The organism is Azospirillum sp. NS33 (assembly GCF_059703765.1).
Genome location: NZ_BAAKJB010000001.1, coordinates 106,209 through 122,037, shown reverse-complemented (window position 1 = coordinate 122,037; position 15,829 = coordinate 106,209). Strand labels below are relative to the sequence as shown.

The following is a 15,829-nucleotide window of genomic DNA, read 5'->3' as shown; positions in this document are numbered from 1 at the left end:
GGTCAGGTCCCCTGCTCCAGGGCGTGCAGCTTGGCGACGCGGCGGCGGAAGTCGGTGTCGGTGGAGAACTCCGCCGCCAGGAACGAGTCGATCAGGTCGAGCGCCAGCCAGGCGCCGACGATCTGCGCGCCGATGCAGCAGACGTTGACGTCGTCGTGCTCCACGCACTGGTGGGCCGAATGGACGTCGTGGCACACGGCGGCGCGGATGCCCTTCATCTTGTTGGCCGCGATCGACGCGCCGACGCCGGTGCCGCACACCAGGATGCCGCGCGCGGCGCCCCCGGCGGTCAGCGTGCGGGCCAGCGCCTGGGCGATGTCGGGGAAGTCGACGGGGGTGGCGTCGTGGGAGCCGACGTCGACCACCTCGTGGCCGCGCGCCTTCAGGTGCTCCACGACCGTGGGCTTCAGCACCCAGCCGGCGTGGTCCGATCCGATGACGATGCGCATGAACGATGCCTCCTTGGGAGTGGGTTAGCGCAGCAGGCCGGGCAGCCAGAGCGTCAGGTCCGGCCACAGCGTGATGATGGCGAGGGTGGCGAGCAGCGGGACGTAGAACGGCAGCAGGGCCGTCAGCAGCGCCCGCATGGAGACCTTGGCGATGTCGCAGATGAGGAAGAGCGACAGCCCCATGGGCGGCGTCAGCAGGCCGATCATCAGGTTGAAGATGGCGACGATGCCGAGCTGCACCGGGTCGACGCCGGCGGCGACCACCGGCGGGGCGATGATCGGCACGATCAGCAGGGTGGCGGTGGTGCTGTCGAGGAACATGCCGGCGACGAAGAACAGCAGGTTCACGATCAGCAGCAGCACCAGCGGATCGGTGGAGATGCCGAGCAGCAGCCGGGCGACGTCCTGGGGGATCTGTTCGACGGCCAGGATCCAGCCGAACAGGGCGGCCACCGCGACGATGATGAGGATGGCGCTGGTGTTGCGCGCGGTGACCAGGGCGGCGCCCAGCAGGTGGGCGAGCGTCATCTCGCGGTAGTAGAGGAAGCCGACGGCGATGACGTAGACCACGGTGACCGCCGCCGCCTCGGTCGGGGTGAACAGGCCGGACAGCATGCCGGCGATCATCAGCGCCGGGGCCAGCAGGGCGGGCAGGGCGGGGAGCAGGTCCCGCCACACCGCCCGCCAGCCGGGCCAGCGCGGTGCCCGGGGAAAGCCCCGGGCCAGGGCGATCAGGGCCGCCGTCACCATCAGCAGGGCGACGCAGATGAGGGCCGGGACGATGCCGGCGATCAGCAGCTGGACGATCGAGACGCTGGTCACCGAGCCGTAGACGATCAGCGGGATGGAGGGTGGGAAGATCGGGCCGACCACCGCCGACGAGGCGGTCACGGCGGCCGCGAACGGCGCCGGGAATCCCCTCTGCCGCATCGCCGCGATCTCGATGCGGCCGAGCCCGCCGACATCGGCCAGCGCCGCCCCGGACATGCCGGAGAAGATCAGGCTGGAGAAGATGTTGACCTGGGCCAGCCCGCCCGGCACGCGGCCCACCAGGGTGTCGGCGAAGCGGAAGATGCGGTCGGTGATGCCGGACAGGTTCATGAGGTTGCCGACGAAGATGAACAGCGGCACAGCGACCAGCGGAAAGCTGTCGAGGGCGTAGGTGATGCGCTGGGCCAGCAGCCCGAAGGGCAGGTCCTCCCAGACGATGTAGGCGGCGGCCGGCAGCAGGATGGTGTAGACCACCGGGAATCCGGCGACGAAGAGGACGAGGAAGCTCGCCAGCATGATGGTGCCCATGGCACGGCTCTCCCTGGTCCGGTTAGGGGTCGGCGGCGGGGGTGGCGGCGGCGTCGCGGGCCGGCTCCGCCGGCGGCCGCACGAGGTGGCGCAGGTGGACCAGGGCCGCCCCGGCGAAGCCGAGGAAGGTGGCCGACAGGAACAGCCAGAACGGAATCTTCAAGGTGGGCGTGGCGTTGCTCATGTACTTGAACGCCGTGCTCCAGGTGGCCCAGGCGACGAACAGCGACACCGCGACGGCGGCCAGCGCAATCACCGCCTCGATGGCGCGGCGCGCGCCGGGCGACACCGCCGCCTTGAGCTCGCCCATGGCGATGTTCTCCCCGGCCGCGACGACCAGGGGAAACCCGGAGAACACGAGGCAGATGAGGAGGAAGCGGGTCAGCTCCTCGGCGCCGACGAAGGGCAGGCCGATGCCACGGGCGACGATCTGGAGCGACGGGACGAGCACCAGCCCGAACAGCAGGCACACGGCCAGGGCGTTGAGCAGCCGGGTGAGAAGGGTGGTCATGGCAGCGGTTCCGGGCGGGTGAGACGCCGGCGGCCACCGCCGCCCGCACCCTCCCCCGCATGGGGGGAGGGGCGGGTCCGGTGACCGCGCGGCGCGCGGGTGCGATGCCCCGGGTCGGGGCGTCCGGTCACTGCACCGCGTCGATCTGCTTGATGTAGCTGTCCCAGGCCGGGAAGTCCTTGGAGACCTGGGCCAGCACCGACTGCTTGAAGGCCGCCAGGTCGAGGCCGGTGTCGGCGGTGACGAAGGTGACGCCCTTGCCCTTCAGCTCGCCCACCAGGGTGGTTTCGGCCTCGGTCGCCCATGCCAGCGACTCCTCGGCCTTGCGGTCGAGCGCGGCCTTGATGGCGGCGCGGTCGGCCTCCGGCAGGCCCTGCCAGATCTCCTCGTTGATGAACACGGCCAGCACGGAATGCATGTGGCCGGTCAGCGAGATGTGCGACTGCACCTCGTAGAGCTTGTTGGCGTTGATCATGGTCAGCGGGTTTTCCTGGCCGACCACCAGGCCGGTCATCAGCGCGGTCGGCAGCTCGGCCACCTCGACCGGGGTGGGGATGGCGCCGAACCCCTTGACCATGGAGACCCACAGCTCCAGCGGCACGGCGCGGAACGGCTTGTTGGCGAGGTCGGCCGGCGACCTCACCGGGAAGGTGGCGGAGATGTGGCGGGCGCCACGGTAGATGCGGCCGATGATGCGCACCCCGCCCTGCTCGACCAGCTTGGCGTTGATGGCGGCGACCGCCGGGGAGTCCGGATCGGTGGCGTGCAGGGCGTGCGTGGCGTCGCGGTAGATGAAGGGCGCGTTGAACACCGCGACCTCCGGCACGACGCGGGCGAGCGACGCGAAGTCGTGATGGCCCATGGAGATCGACCCCATGCGGATGCCGTCCACCATCTCCGCCACGCCGCCCAGCTGGCTGGCGGGGAAGACCTTCACGGTGACGCGGCCGTCCGTGGCCTCGGCGATGGCCGTGGCGGCCTCCTCGGCGTAGCGGGTCTGGACGTCGCCCTCGGCGCCGACATGGGCGTAGCGCAGATCCTTGGCGGCGGCGCCGCCCAGCGTGAGCGCGGTGGCCGCCAGGGCGCCGGCGCACAGCGACGTGAACCTGTTGATGACCGTCATGGGTGTTTCCTCCCTCGTTGGGGCTGTCTTCGTTGCGGTGGTGACGTTGTCACGGTGGTGTCGGGACTCCGGTGGCCGGGGCGTCCCGGTAGGCGGCGATGATGCTGCGCCGCCGGAACGCGTCGCCGATGGCGAAGTGCTCGCGCAGCTTGCGCTCCGCCTCGTCGGCGTCGCGTCGGAGCAGCGACAGGAACACCTCCCGGTGCGCGTCGGCGAGATAGTCGCGAATGCCGTCGATGGGGGTGGTCACCCGGCGGCGTTGCACGTGGGAGCGCAGCAGCAGGTCGGAGATCGCCTCGTACATGGTGGCCAGCACGCTGCTGTGGCTGGCCTGGACGATGCTCCAGTGAAAGCGGAAATCGGCCTCGCCACCGCGCGCCGGGTCGTCCAGGGTCGCCATGATGGCGTCCAGCGTGCCCTGGATCTGGGTCAGGTCGCGCTCCGTCGCGCGCTCGCACGCCAGGCGGATCGCCTGGCATTCGATGGCGATGCGGCCCTGCATGACGTCCTCCAGGATGTCGGGCTGCTGGGCCAGGCAGAAGGTGAAGAAATCCCGCAGCACCGCCAGGTCGGCGTGCCGCACCACGGTGCCGCGGCCGTGCTGGATGTCGAGGAACCCCAGCATCGCCAGCGAGCGCAGCGTCTCCCGCAGCAGCGGCCGGCTGACGTCCAGCGCCGCCGCCAGCTCGCGTTCCCCCAGCAGCCGGTCGCCCGGCTTCAGCTCCCCGTTCAGGAGCTTGTCGCGGAAGAAGGCGAAGACCTTGTCCGAGGCGCGCAGCCCGTCCCCGTTGGTGCCTTCGGTGCGCGTGACGACGACCATCTAACTGACCTTGCCGTGGTCTGACCAGTTCATCACGCCAACCGTCCGGCGTCAACGGCGCAGCGCGCCGTCGACGGAAAATGCCCGGATCCTGTGCGCCGGATGCCCGTTCCGCGGGCGCTGGCTGCCTGCGCCTTAAGCCGACGCGCGTGGCGCAGGGGGGCGAAGGCGCAGCCAGGTGGTCTTCAGCTCGGTGTACTTCTCGAGGGCGTGCAGCGACTTGTCGCGGCCGATTCCCGACTGCTTGTAGCCGCCGAACGGGGTGGTGATGTCGTCGGCGTCGAAGCAGTTGACGTAGACCACCCCGGACCGCAGCGCCCGCGACACCGCGTGCACGGTGTTGACGTTGTCGCTCCACACCGCGGCGGCCAGGCCGAAGGGGCAGTCGTTGGCGACCCGCACGGCCTCGGCCGTGTCCTCGACCGTGATCACCGACAGCACCGGGCCGAAGATCTCCTCGCGGGCGATGCGCATGGCGTTGTCGACACCGTCAAACACCGTGGGCTGGACGTAGCAGCCCCCGGTCTCCTGGCGGACGCGTTCGCCGCCGGTGACGACCCGTGCCCCCTCTTCGCGTCCGACGTGGATGTAGCCGAGCACCCGCATGGTGTGGGTCTCGTCCACCAGGGCGCCCATCCGGGTCTCCGGGTCGAGCGGGTCGCCGGGGACATAGGTCTCGGCGTGCCGCACCACCCGGTCGAGCACCCGGTCGCGCACCGCCTTGTGCAGGATGAGGCGGGAGCCCGCGGTGCACATTTCGCCCTGGTTGAAGAAGATCCCGGACGCCGCGGCCTCGGCGGCGGCGTCCAGGTCGCCGCAATCGTCGAGCACGATGTGCGGGGTCTTGCCGCCGCATTCCAGCCCGACCCGCTTCATGTTGGACTGCCCGGAATACTGCAGGAACAGCTTGCCGGTCTCGGTGGAGCCGGTGAAGAACACGCCGTCCACGTCGCCGTGCAGGCCCAGCGCCTTGCCGGCCACCGGGCCGAACCCCGGCACGACGTTGAAGACGCCATCGGGGAGACCGGCCTCGGCCGCCAGTTCGGCCAGGCGCAGCGCCGTCAGCGGCGACTGCTCCGCCGGCTTCAGCACCACCGAGTTGCCGGCGGCCAGCGCCGGGGCGACCTTCCACGCCGCCATGATCATCGGGAAGTTCCAGGGCACCACGGCGCCGACCACGCCCAGCGGCTCGCGGGTCACCAGCGCCAGGTTCTCCGGCCCGGTGGGCGCGACCTCGTCGTAGATCTTGTCGACGGCTTCGGCGTACCAGCGGTAGCAGCGTGCGGTGGCCGGCACGTCGACGGCCAGGCTGTCGGCGATGGGCTTGCCCATGTCGAGCGTCTCGAGCAGCGCCAGCTCCTCGGCGTTGGCCTCGATGAGGGCGGCGAACGCCAGCAGCGTCGCCTTGCGCCGCGCCGGGGCGAGGCGGCGCCAGCGGCCGTCCTCGAAGGCGGCGCGGGCGGCGTGGACGGCGGCGTCCACGTCCTCCTCCGCGCACTCCGCCACCTCGGCCAGGATGCGGCCGTCGATGGGGCTGACGGCGGCGAAAGTGCGCCCGGCGATCGCGTCCACGAAGCGCCCGTCGATGAAGGCGCGATCGCGGATGCGCAGCGCCTTGGCGCGGGCGTGCCAGGTCGCCGGTGCGCGGGTGCCGGAAGGGGCGGCGGGGGTCATGGCGGTCATCGGTGCCGTCCTTGTTGTGCCCGGGCGTCGGTGTCCCGGGCGTCGGTGCCCGGGCATCATGCCGCCGGGCCGGAGGGGGGCACAAGGGATGGTGACGCGCGGCGCGCGAATGGATGGTGACGCGCGGCGCGCGAATGGATGGCGACGCGCGGCGCGCGCGGGGATGATGGCCGGCGCCGGGCCGGGCCTCCCGGGTGTTGCGCGTTCGCAACGGTGCCGAAGAGATCCGCGCGTCGGCCGCGCCGCGCCTCCCCGCCCGTCGACGCCGGCCCGGGCGATCCGATGCCCGGGCGGCGCCGTCGCCCGGAGTCAGCGGGGCGACCGGAGACATACCCTGGTATGCGAACCGATTCCCCGCAACCCTCTGGGACGCATTGGTTTTGTCCCAATTTGACGGGGTTCGGGTCGCCGCGACCGATAACATCGTTTCGCTCTGACCGAAATATTTAGTCGGCAGCCCGAAAACAAACAAGCAATACACTAGACACAAACAAAAAACAGGAATCCACGTTTACTACTCTGCAACCAATTGTCAAACTTATGTTAACTAAGCAATTGAGTTGACCGGCGCGATGCCGATGTGTACTGAATTTCGTCGTAAGTATGGCGCGGCGTGTTGTCTGAGTCTTCAGAGAAAAAATTGTGAAAATGATTATCAAAATGATTGTCGAAGGAGTTGCCTTAAGAAGTTCTGGCTCGTTCTTTGTGTTATTGCTGTAATGGCCTAGGATTTCGGGGCGGATTGGCACCAAAGACGCCATGTGGCGCCAAGAATGCCGTGGCGACGACACCGTCCAGGCGGTGATCGGACGTCCCGACGCCGCCAGATCTCCAATCAACGAATGTCCATCGCGCAACGCACGCCGGGTGACGCCGGTCGCCGTCGGCGCGGAGGGCACGGCGGTCCGCCGGCCGGGCCGCCCCCCCACCCCGGACGCGAAACGCGTCCGACCCTGCCACCACCGGGCTTCCCGACGGGCGAAGCCGCCATCGAGAACTCGAGGACTGACATGTACAAATCACTGTTCGCCGGCCTGCTGTGCACGGTGGCGGCCGTTTCCGCCAGCGCTTCGGCGCGCGCGCAGACCATCGACTACGGCGCGCTTGAGCAACTCTTCGGCGAGCCTGTGACGACCAGCGCCACCGGAAAGCCGCAGCGGGCCAGTGAAGTGCCCGCCGCCATGGAGATCATCTCCGCCCAGGACATCAAGCAGTCCGGCTTGGCCAGCCTGCCCGACATCCTGCAGCGGGTGGTCGGCCTCGACGTCATGCGCACCGGCATGGACGCCACCGACGTCAGCGTGCGCGGCTACAACCAGCCCTACAGCCCGCGCCTGCTGGTGCTGGTGAACGGCCGCCAGGTCTATCTCGACCACTACGGCATGACGGCATGGAGCGCCATTCCTGTGCAGCTCGCCGAGATCCGCCAGATCGAGGTGGTGAAGGGTCCCAACACGGCGCTCTTCGGGTTCAATGCGGTCGGCGGCGTGGTCAACATCGTCACCTTCAACCCGCTGTACGATTCCGTCAACAGCGTCACCGCCCGCTACGGCACCCAGAACTTCCGCGAGCTGTCGGCGGTCGGCACCGCCAAGCTGACCGACAAGCTCGCCGTCCGCCTGTCGGCCGGCGGCTTCGACGCCGACGAGTTCGACACCGCTGTCAATCGCAGCGAGGAGAGCGTCCGCATCAACCCGCAGCGGCGGACCTTCTCGATGGACGCCCTGGGTGAGATCGCCCCCGGCCATCAGGTCGGCGTCGAGGTCACCAAGAGCACCCTGGAGCGCTTCGAACCCCGCGCCGCCACGAACCTCTACGGCGCGTCCGAGTACGACACGTGGTCGGCCAAGGCGTCCTACTCCGGCAGCACGTCCATCGGCCTGCTCGAGGCATCGCTCTACCGCAACGGGGCGAACATCAACCTGACGCCGAACTACGACATCAACAACACGGTGACGGTCGCCAAGCTGCAGGACCTCTTCAAGATCGGAACGGACCACAGCGTCCGCCTGTCGGCCGAGTTCCGCCGCAACGAGATGAACAGCCAGCCCGACAGCGGCGGCGAGGTGTCCTACGACGTCTATTCGGCGGGCGGCATGTGGGACTGGGCGATCAGCGATCAGCTGTCGCTGGTCAACGCCGTGCGCGTCGACCACCTGCGCCTCAGCCGCACCGGCAGCTTCACCGGGACCACGCCCTACACGAACGACAGCTTCGACCAGAACCTGACGGAGGTGAGCTACAACGGCGGCGTCGTCTACAAGCTGTCCGCGGTCGACACCGTCCGCTTCATGATCGGCCGCGGCGTGCAGGTGCCCAGCATGCTCGACTACGGCATCATGCAGGCGAGCCCGACCGCCACCATCTACGGCAACCCCGCTCTCAACCCGACCCTCGTCACCAACTACGAGCTGGGTTACGACCGCACCATCGAGGAGATCGGCGGGGCCTTCCGGGCGTCGGTCTTCTACCAGACCAACGAGGACCTGCTGTTCCGCACCCAGGCGTTCCTGGTGAACCGCCGTCCGGTGGTCCAGTTCCAGAACATGGGCGACTCGCGCAGCGTCGGCTTCGAGACCTCGCTGAAGGGTCGGGTCGGCACGGATTTCGGCTGGAAGGTCGGCTACGCGTTCCAGGCCATCAACGATGACCTGGACGCCGGCACCACGACCTTCAGCTTCCAGGACGCCACCCCGCAGCACAAGCTGTCCGCCGAGCTCGACTACCGCCACGGGGCGTGGTCGGCCAACCTGTTCGGCCTCTACGCCTCGGCGACGGAGGGGCTGCGCGCGTCGCCGTCCGGCTCCGGCAGCCGGATGGTCGATGTGCCCGACTACTTCATGCTGGCTGGAAGCATCGGCTACGACGTGACCGAGAACGTGCGCCTCGCCGTGACCGGCCAGAACATCCTCCAGGACACCGCCCGGCTCACGCCCTTCGCGGCCGAGGAGCGCCGCGTCTTTCTGACGCTGTCCGCAAGCTTCTGACGGTGCCGCGCCGCAGCGCGGCGCGGTCTTTCCCCGGACAAACAAACAAGGGTCGCGAGTACGATGCTTCGCTCCATCATCACCGGAATCGGCGCCGTCGCCGTCGCCGCCATCCTGGGAGCCGGGCAGCCGGTCCTGGCCGATGTCGGCGCCAAGGATATCCAGGTTGCCGCCAAGACCTTCGGGTTCACGGTCCCGCCGCTCAGCGGGACCATCAAGGTCGCCGTCATCTTCGACGCCAGCGTCGCCGCGTCCCAGGTCGAGGCGGACCAGATGAAGAGCATTCTCGGGGCCGGTCTGGCGGTCGGCGCATCCACCCTGGTGCCGGTGCTGGTGCCGGTGGGCCAGCTCGACGCCGGCCTGGACGGCGCCAGCGTCGCCTTCGTGACCGGCGGTCTGGCCGCCCATCAGGATGCCATCTTCGCCGCCACCAAGGCGAAGAAGCTGCTCAGCGTCTCCACCGACACGGCCTGCGTGCAGAGCGGGCGCTGCGTGATGGGTGTCAAGAGCGATCCCAAGGTCGAGATCCTGGTGAACAAGGCGGCGGCCGAGGCCTCGGCGGTCTCCTTCGCGCCGGCGTTCCGGATGATGATCACCGAACTGTGAGGCCAGCCGGCGGGGGCGGCACGGCCGGCCCCCGTCCAACGGCCTAAGAAGAGGGCAAGAGGAATGGCTTTTGAACGACTGAAGCTGTCGAATCTCGGCTTCACGCTGAAGTTCGTCATCGCGCCGGGCGTCGCCGTCGCGCTGATGGGCGCGATGGCCTGGTTCGGCGCGGCGAGCCTCGGCCATCAGGTGGACAGCAGCCGCACCATCGTGGAGCGCAACCTCGAAGGGGCCATCCGGCTGTCCGACGTGGCCGCCCGGGTGCAGGCGGTGAACGGCGACCTGTTCCGGGTGATGACCAAGCAGGCCGCCCAGGAGGGCATCGATGTGGCGACCGCCATCGGCGCGCTGCAGGGCCGCGTCGACGCGATCGTCACCGAGCTCGGCGCCTACCGCGACACGTTCGCCACGCCGGCGCAGGCGCCGCAGATCGACGAGGTGGTCGGCGAACTGAACAAGTACAAGGAGGCCACCGCCTTCGTGGCCGCCATGCTCGAACTCGACTTCGCCAGCGTGGTGTCGTTCATGGCGCCGTTCGAGGAGAATTTCACCCGCCTGTCCGCGCTGATCGGTGGCGTGGTCGCCGACACCGCCGCCGACTCGCGCAGCCGTGCCGCCGCCGCCGCCGCCGACGCCCAGCGCAGCGAGGCCGTCTTCCTGGGGGTCGTGGTGTCGGCGGCCATCGCCGTCGCGCTCGTCGCCTGGCTCATCGGACGCAGCACCGCGGGGTCGATCGGCCGCATCGCCGGCGCCACCCTGGCGCTGGCCCGTGGCGACGCCGACATCCGGATCGACCGCCTGCGGCGGCGCGACGAGTTGGGGGCGATCGTCGACTCCCTCGGCGTGTTCCGCGAGAACATCGTCAAGGTCCGTGACATGCAGGCCGACCAGGAGCGGCTGCGCCAGGAGAGCGAGGCCGAGAAGCGGCGCGCCCTGGCCGATCTCGCCGACAGCTTCGAGGCCCAGGTCCGCCGGGTCGTCCACGCCGTCTCCGCGGCCTCGGCCGGCCTCAAGCAGAGCGCGGCGGGAATGCGCGAGAGCGCCGACGGCGCCTACCAGCGGTCCAGCGAGGTGGCCCAGTCCGGCGAGGAGGTGACCGCCAACGTCGCCACCGTGGCCACGGCCGTGGAGGAGATGACCGCCTCGATCGGCGAGATCGCCCGCCAGGTGTCGGACGCCGCGGCCATCGCACGGGATTCCGTGGAGCGTGCCCGGCACACCGACCGGATCATCGCCGAACTGGCGGAGACGGCCATGCGCATCGGCGACATCGTCGCCATGATCCACGGCATCGCCGGGCAGACCAACCTGCTGGCGCTCAACGCCACCATCGAGGCGGCGCGGGCCGGCGAGTATGGCAAGGGCTTCGCCGTGGTCGCCAGCGAGGTCAAGAGCCTGGCGAGCCAGACCGGCCGCGCCACCGAGGAGATCAGCGGGCAGATCGGCGCCATCCAGGCCCGGACCAAGGAATCGGTCGAGGCGATCCGGATGATCGGCGAAACCATCGAGCGCATGGACGCCATCGCCGGCGGCATCGCCGCGGCGGTGGAGCAGCAGGCCGCGGCGACCCACGAGATCAGCCGCAACATCCAGCAGGCGGCGGCCGGCAGCGGCGCGGTGTCGCACACCATCGCTGACGTCCGCGACGCCGCCCGCACCGTGGGCACGAGCGCCGACAACGTGCTCACCGCCGCGCAGGAGCTGAGCAGCCACTCCAGCTCGCTGGAGACCGAGGTCGACGCCTTCCTGGCCCGGGTGCGGGCGTGACGCGGGGGCGGCGGCGCGGCGGCGCGCTGCCGCGCCGGTGTCACGCGGCGGCCGGCAGGGGCCGCGGGGCCGCATCGGCGGTCCCCGCGGCGTCGCCCGCGGGCTGAACGTCTTCGAAGGGAATGGCACGGGCTGCGGGGGCGTTCCCGCCGGCGCCATGCCCCAGCGCCGGGGAATGCACGCGATACCGGGCGTGGACCAGGTCGACGCCGACGATCTCGCCCTCCACCGTCACCCGCCGCCAGGACCGGTCGTTGGTGGTCACCCGAACCGCGTCGCCGACCCCCAGCAGGGGGCGGATTCCGCACCGGGCGACCCACTCGGCCACAAGCGCGTCGTGGGCCCGCAGCATCTCCAAGCGGAAGTCGTCGAGCACTTCGACGAGCGCCGGGCTGGCCGGCTGCGCACCCTGGCGCGCCATCGCATCCGCGATGGCGGGCCCGTCGCGATGGACGTTGGTGACGCCGATCAGGCGGGACGCGGCCTCTTCCGCCGTCACCGCGGCACCGAGGGCGGCCAGCGCCTCCACGATCCGTCCGGCCAGCGCCTTGGCGGCGCGGGCGCGGACGCCGGCGCAGGAGAGGTTGGGGCGGCTGGGCCCCTGTCCATGGGGACCGTGGGGGTCGGCGATGTCCGTCATCCGCTGCGGGCTCCTTGTTGCAGAACCGTGAACCGGATGGGCATAGACGCACGCCATGGTTAACAAAACGTGGACAATCGTTCCGCCGCCGGGTGTCCGTCGGGCTGGACGGATTCGATCAAACCTTGCCTTAGACAATTATCCAAATCATGAAACAAAGTATAGTTTACACTTTGTGTGCTATCAAAAAAATAAATTCTCAAACCACATAAATGCATTTGACGGAATTTACTTCCATCACTATAGGGATATGACCAAGAGTTCCGATGAATTTGTTTGAGTAATTACGTCTTGTCCTGGCTCCTTGCATGGAGCCGTCGTTCTCTGCGGACGCCGGGCCGCAGGCGCGGCTCTTCACCCACCCACCAAGCACAACCAAAAAGACCGAGGGTCCGATGATTCGCTCGTTCACCGCCGCCGCCGCGGCCGCCATCGTCCTGTGCGCCGGGCAGGCGGCCTTGGCCGAGGTCGGCGCCAAGGACATCCAAGTCGCCGCCAAGACGTTCGGCTTCACCGTGCCGCCCCTGTCGGGCAGCGTGAAGGTGGCCGTGATCTTCGATCCCGGTGTCGCCGAATCGCAGAAGGATGCCGACGGCATCAACGGCATCCTCGGGGCTGGTCTCGCCGTCGGCTCGGCGACCCTGGTGCCGGTGCTGGTGCCGGTGGGCCAGCTCGACAGCGGGCTCGACGGCGTGTCCGTCGCCTTCGTGGCGGGCGGCCTGGCCGCCCAGCACGACCGCATCTTCGCCGCGACCAAAGCCAAGAAGCTGCTCAGCGTGTCGGCCGACACCGGGTGCGTCCAGAGCGGCAAGTGCGTCATGGGCGTCAGGAGCGAGCCCAAGGTCGAGATCCTGGTGAACAAGGCGGCGGCCGAAGCCTCCTCCGTCGGCTTCGCTCCGGCCTTCCGCATGATGATCACCGAACTCTGACCCGATCCGTCCCTTCCATCCTCTCCGACATCCCCCGAGGACATCCGCAATGTTGACAACCCTTCGTGCCGGTGCCCTGGGCGCCGTGGCGGCTGCCGCTCTGAGCCTGCCGGCGTCCGCACAGTCCATCGACTACGGTTCGCTCGAGCAGCTCTTCGGCGAGCCGGTGACCACCAGCGCCACCGGCAAGCCGCAGCGCGTCAGCGACGCCCCGGTGAACATGGAGATCATCTCCGCCCAGGAGATCCGCCGCAGCGGGGCGGCGAACCTGACCGACGTCCTGCAGCGGGTGGTCGGCCTCGACGTCGCGCGCTGGGGCGTCGCGTCGGCCGACGTCGCCGTGCGCGGCTACAACGGCGGACGCACGCCGCGCCTTCTGGTGCTGGTGAACGGGCGCCAGGTGTACGCCGACCACCTCGGCTACACGCCCTGGTACGCCATCCCCGTGGAGATGGCGGAGGTCCGCCAGATCGAGGTGGTCAAGGGCCCGAGCACCGCGCTGTTCGGCTTCAACGCCGTGGCCGGCGTCGTCAACATCGTCACCTTCGACCCGCTCAACGACGATGTGAACAACGTCACCGCCCGGGTCGGCACGCAGAACCACCGTGAGGTCTCGGGCGTGGCCACGCTGAAGCTCGGCGAGCGCGGCGCGGTGCGCCTGTCGGCCGGCGGCCTCAACACCGACGAGTTCGACACCGCCGGCCGGCCCAGCGACAGCACCTCGCGCGAGCCGCTCCGCCGCTCCCTCAGCGTCGACGGCCGGTACAAGATCACCGACGACGTGGTGTTCGGCGCCGAGTTCACGAACATGCACGCGGAGATGTCGGAGCGCTCGCTCTACGGCATGCTCCCCAGCAACTACGACACCATGTCGGCCAAGGCCACCATCAACGCCAACACCTCGATCGGCCTGCTGACGGCGACCCTCTACCGCAACCAGCTCGACATGGACATCGTCAACGTCCTTGACTACAAGAACGTGGTCACGGTGGCGCAGTTGCAGGATCTCTTCAAGATCGGCACGGATCACAGCATCCGCCTGTCGGCCGAATACCGCCACAACAGCCTGGACAGCACGCCGATCCACAACGGCACCATCTCCTACGACGTCTACTCCGGCGGGGCGATGTGGGACTGGGCGATCACGGACCACCTCTCGGTGGTCAACGCCGGCCGCGTCGACCACTTGCGCCTGGAGCGCACCGGCACCTTCGTGGGCCCGGCCCCCTACTCCAACGAGGACTACGATCGCAGCCTGACCGAGTTCAGCTTCAACAGCGGCCTGGTCTACAAGGCGACCGACGTCGACACCTTCCGCGCCTCGGTGGCCCGCGGCATCCAGGCGCCGGCCCTGTTCGAGTACTCGGTCCTGCAGTCGATCGGCGGCACCAGCTGGCGCTACGGCAACCCCGAGATCGAGCCCAGCATCGTGATGAACTACGAGCTCGGCTACGACCGCGCCATCGCCGGGATCGGCGGCGGCTTCCGGGCCTCGGTCTACTACCAGACCAACTCCGACCTGAAGTCGTTCGCCCGCGTCTACAGCACCTCGCCGTCCATCTCGGTCTACGACAACATGGGTGACTCCAAGGCCGTCGGCCTGGATGCGCAGCTGAAGGGGCGCATCGGGACGGACTGGTCGTGGCGCGTCGGCTACGCCTACGAGCGCATCGTCGATGACCTGGACCCCGCATCGAACCAGAACTTCGAGGATGCCCAGCCCCAGCACAAGGTGTCGGCGGAACTCGGCTACGCCCACGGCCCGTGGGAGGCCAACCTGTTCGGCCAGTACGTGTCGGAGGTGAGCTACCAGACCTCCGCGACGGCGGCGCCCATCAGCGTCCCGAACTATCTCTACGTCGGCGCCCGCGTCGGCTATGAGATCACCGACGGGATCCAGCTCGCCCTGACCGGCATGAACGTCACCCAGGCCGAGGCCCGCCTGGTGTCCCAGCCGGCCGAGGAGCGGCGGGTGTTCCTCAGCCTGTCGGCCAGCTTCTGATCGGCCGTCGCCGTGCGCGGCGCGACCGGGGGGCGGGCGCCCTCCGGCCGCGCCAGTCCGGCTAAACCGACTCCAGCGCCCCCGGCGGCCCCTGGGGCGGGGTGTAGACCGTGACGGCGTTGCGCAGCACGCGGAAGACGGCGGGGGTGCGGGTGGACACCTCGCCGTCCGTGTTCACGCTGCGCGGCCGCCGGGTGCGGATCTCGACCCGCGAGCAGGCGAAGGCGCGGACGTCGCTGCGCTCGCCGTGGCGGCCGGTCCAGAAGGCCGGCAGCAGCGGGATCAACTCCCACCAGTGGTTGATCTCCAGGCTGTAGACGTGCAGCAGCCCGTCGTCGAGACTGGCGTCGGCGGCGACCGTCATGCCGCCGCCATAGTACCGCCCGTTGCCGACGGCGATCTGCACCGTCCGGACGCGCCGGCTGCCCTCCGGGGTGACGATCTGGGCGGTGAAGGGGCGCATGCGGCGCAGGATGCGGACGCCCGCCACGGCGTAGCCGAAGCGGCCCCATCGGCGCTTCAGCGACGTCGACAGCTCGCGCGCCAGGTCGACGCTCATACCCAGGCTGGCGACGTTCCAGAAGAGGCGGCCGTTGACCTCGCCGAGGTCGACCGTGTGGGCATGGCCGGCGACGATGACGCGGGCCGCCTCCACCGGGTCCGGCGGGATGCCCAGGGACCGGGCGAGGTCGTTGGCGGTGCCCAGCGGCAGCACGCCGAGGGTGAGCCCGGTGTCGCGCAGCACCGGCGCGACCGCGTTGAGGGTGCCGTCGCCACCGCCGACGACGACGCAGTCATAGCCCGCGGCCTGCTCCCGGATGAAGTCGGGGATCGGCTGCTTCTTGGGGCATTCGCGCTCGTCGACCGCCAGACCGCCGTCGCGCAGCGCCTCCAGCACGCCATCCATCGCCGTCCCGCCGTTGCGGGCGTGGCGGTTGACGACCATGAGGGCGCGGCGCGGCCGGGCCGCTCCGGTCGCGTCGGTCGGCCGGCAATCCGCGGCGATGGTCATG

At 69.5% G+C, this 15,829-nt stretch carries 13 protein-coding genes; 5 read left to right on the top strand and 8 right to left on the bottom strand.

The genetic code is table 11. From position 1 onward, the window contains the following. Window positions 1–2: 2 nt before the first annotated feature. From rpiB to AC6H2I_RS00515, 6 genes are all read right to left on the bottom strand, one after another. The gene (rpiB, locus tag AC6H2I_RS00540) at window positions 3–449 is read right to left on the bottom strand and encodes a ribose 5-phosphate isomerase B (protein ID WP_497498525.1); all 447 of its coding nucleotides are present in this window, start codon (window positions 447–449) and stop codon (window positions 3–5) included. Between the two features lie 24 nt (window positions 450–473). Next, a complete protein-coding gene (locus AC6H2I_RS00535; RefSeq protein WP_497498524.1) occupies window positions 474–1,748 on the bottom strand; it encodes a TRAP transporter large permease in 1,275 nt (424 codons plus the stop codon). 22 nt (window positions 1,749–1,770) lie between these two features. Then, window positions 1,771–2,259, bottom strand: a complete 489-nt coding sequence (locus AC6H2I_RS00530; RefSeq protein WP_497498522.1) for a TRAP transporter small permease — start codon at window positions 2,257–2,259, stop codon at window positions 1,771–1,773. A 127-nt stretch (window positions 2,260–2,386) separates the two neighbouring features. Further along, window positions 2,387–3,382 carry a TRAP transporter substrate-binding protein gene (locus AC6H2I_RS00525; protein ID WP_497498521.1) on the bottom strand — a complete coding sequence of 332 codons (996 nt, stop codon included), beginning with the start codon at window positions 3,380–3,382 and terminating at the stop codon, window positions 2,387–2,389. A gap of 49 nt (window positions 3,383–3,431) precedes the next feature. Next, entirely contained in the window at window positions 3,432–4,202 is a 771-nt protein-coding gene (locus AC6H2I_RS00520) for a FadR/GntR family transcriptional regulator (protein WP_497498520.1), read from the bottom strand. Window positions 4,203–4,337: 135 nt separating this feature from the next. After that, complete coding sequence (locus tag AC6H2I_RS00515; RefSeq protein WP_497498998.1) at window positions 4,338–5,876, bottom strand: aldehyde dehydrogenase; 1,539 nt, start codon at window positions 5,874–5,876, stop codon at window positions 4,338–4,340. A 1,019-nt stretch (window positions 5,877–6,895) separates the two neighbouring features. On the opposite strand from AC6H2I_RS00515, the gene AC6H2I_RS00510 reads away from it, so the two are divergent. The 3 genes from AC6H2I_RS00510 (at window position 6,896) to AC6H2I_RS00500 (ending at window position 11,245) form a co-directional block, all read left to right on the top strand. Beyond that, window positions 6,896–8,872: a TonB-dependent receptor plug domain-containing protein gene (locus tag AC6H2I_RS00510; RefSeq protein WP_497498519.1), complete on the top strand. Its 1,977-nt coding sequence runs from the start codon at window positions 6,896–6,898 to the stop codon at window positions 8,870–8,872. 63 nt (window positions 8,873–8,935) lie between these two features. Further along, entirely contained in the window at window positions 8,936–9,478 is a 543-nt protein-coding gene (locus AC6H2I_RS00505) for a YfiR/HmsC family protein (protein WP_497498518.1), read from the top strand. Window positions 9,479–9,541: 63 nt separating this feature from the next. Further along, window positions 9,542–11,245: a methyl-accepting chemotaxis protein gene (locus AC6H2I_RS00500; protein ID WP_497498517.1), complete on the top strand. Its 1,704-nt coding sequence runs from the start codon at window positions 9,542–9,544 to the stop codon at window positions 11,243–11,245. A 40-nt stretch (window positions 11,246–11,285) separates the two neighbouring features. On the opposite strand, the gene AC6H2I_RS00495 is transcribed toward AC6H2I_RS00500, so the two are convergent. Beyond that, window positions 11,286–11,885, bottom strand: coding sequence for a hypothetical protein (locus AC6H2I_RS00495; protein WP_497498515.1), 600 nt, complete (start codon window positions 11,883–11,885; stop codon window positions 11,286–11,288). Between the two features lie 395 nt (window positions 11,886–12,280). Between AC6H2I_RS00495 and AC6H2I_RS00490 the strand changes: the two genes are divergently transcribed. Both AC6H2I_RS00490 and AC6H2I_RS00485 read left to right on the top strand, forming a co-directional pair. Beyond that, a complete protein-coding gene (locus AC6H2I_RS00490; RefSeq protein WP_497498514.1) occupies window positions 12,281–12,814 on the top strand; it encodes a YfiR/HmsC family protein in 534 nt (177 codons plus the stop codon). A gap of 49 nt (window positions 12,815–12,863) precedes the next feature. Beyond that, window positions 12,864–14,816, top strand: a complete 1,953-nt coding sequence (locus AC6H2I_RS00485) for a TonB-dependent receptor plug domain-containing protein (protein ID WP_497498513.1) — start codon at window positions 12,864–12,866, stop codon at window positions 14,814–14,816. A 61-nt stretch (window positions 14,817–14,877) separates the two neighbouring features. On the opposite strand, the gene AC6H2I_RS00480 is transcribed toward AC6H2I_RS00485, so the two are convergent. Next, window positions 14,878–15,828: a lipid kinase gene (locus tag AC6H2I_RS00480; RefSeq protein WP_497498512.1), complete on the bottom strand. Its 951-nt coding sequence runs from the start codon at window positions 15,826–15,828 to the stop codon at window positions 14,878–14,880. Window position 15,829 lies beyond the last annotated feature (1 nt).

Excerpts from the sequence above, each read along its gene's own strand:
- AC6H2I_RS00525 (WP_497498521.1), bottom strand. The coding sequence starts at position 3,382 with ATGACGGTCATCAACAGGTTCACGTCGCTGTGCGCCGGCGCCCTGGCG.
- AC6H2I_RS00500 (WP_497498517.1), top strand. The coding sequence starts at position 9,542 with ATGGCTTTTGAACGACTGAAGCTGTCGAATCTCGGCTTCACGCTGAAG.
- AC6H2I_RS00515 (WP_497498998.1), bottom strand. The coding sequence starts at position 5,876 with ATGACCCCCGCCGCCCCTTCCGGCACCCGCGCACCGGCGACCTGGCAC.
- AC6H2I_RS00495 (WP_497498515.1), bottom strand. The coding sequence starts at position 11,885 with ATGACGGACATCGCCGACCCCCACGGTCCCCATGGACAGGGGCCCAGC.
- AC6H2I_RS00520 (WP_497498520.1), bottom strand. The coding sequence starts at position 4,202 with ATGGTCGTCGTCACGCGCACCGAAGGCACCAACGGGGACGGGCTGCGC.
- AC6H2I_RS00505 (WP_497498518.1), top strand. The coding sequence starts at position 8,936 with ATGCTTCGCTCCATCATCACCGGAATCGGCGCCGTCGCCGTCGCCGCC.
- AC6H2I_RS00535 (WP_497498524.1), bottom strand. The coding sequence starts at position 1,748 with ATGGGCACCATCATGCTGGCGAGCTTCCTCGTCCTCTTCGTCGCCGGA.
- AC6H2I_RS00480 (WP_497498512.1), bottom strand. The coding sequence starts at position 15,828 with ATGACCATCGCCGCGGATTGCCGGCCGACCGACGCGACCGGAGCGGCC.
- AC6H2I_RS00530 (WP_497498522.1), bottom strand. The coding sequence starts at position 2,259 with ATGACCACCCTTCTCACCCGGCTGCTCAACGCCCTGGCCGTGTGCCTG.
- AC6H2I_RS00490 (WP_497498514.1), top strand. The coding sequence starts at position 12,281 with ATGATTCGCTCGTTCACCGCCGCCGCCGCGGCCGCCATCGTCCTGTGC.
- AC6H2I_RS00510 (WP_497498519.1), top strand. The coding sequence starts at position 6,896 with ATGTACAAATCACTGTTCGCCGGCCTGCTGTGCACGGTGGCGGCCGTT.
- rpiB (WP_497498525.1), bottom strand. The coding sequence starts at position 449 with ATGCGCATCGTCATCGGATCGGACCACGCCGGCTGGGTGCTGAAGCCC.
- AC6H2I_RS00485 (WP_497498513.1), top strand. The coding sequence starts at position 12,864 with ATGTTGACAACCCTTCGTGCCGGTGCCCTGGGCGCCGTGGCGGCTGCC.